The 558-nt window shown below is 74.2% G+C and carries 1 pseudogene; it reads left to right on the plus strand.

From position 1 onward, the window contains the following. Nucleotides 1–558, plus strand: a pseudogene (locus tag ACYVGI_RS12280) (hypothetical protein); the annotation flags it as partial.

The following is a 558-nucleotide window of genomic DNA, read 5'->3' on the forward strand; positions in this document are numbered from 1 at the left end:
GCACATTCCGCACGACTCGTGGGTGCGCGTCCCGGCGCGCCTCGTGCGAAACGTGCGGTCGCGCGGCCTTGGAGCGCACGACTCGCACGACTCGTGGGCGCGCGGGTTCGTGCGCGAGGGCGCGATGCTTGCGGTGATGGTGGCGGTCATGGTCGCTGCGGCGCTCGCCGGGCACGGTGCAGCGCCGATGCTGGGGGCTGCGTTCGTGTTCGCTGCGCTGTCGGTCGGGTACGCGCCGCTTGCGCGCACGCGGGCGTGGGCGCGCGAGCACGTCGTCGACCTGTGGGCGATGGTGCTGGTGATGGTCGCCCAGGCGCTGGGCGCAGGGGCATCCGGCGCGGCCGGGATGGTGGGGATGGCCGGGATGGCGGGGACGGCCGGACACGGATCAGCCACCGTTGCTGCCAACCTCGCCACCGCAACCCTCACCACTGCCGCCACCACCGCCCCCGCCCTCACCACCCCAGCTCTCACCACCCCAGCTCTCACCGCCCCCGTCCTTACGGCCCCCGCTCTTACGGCCCCCGCTCTTACCACCCCCGCCCTCGCCACCTCCGC

This window comes from Leifsonia lichenia (genome assembly GCF_054780215.1).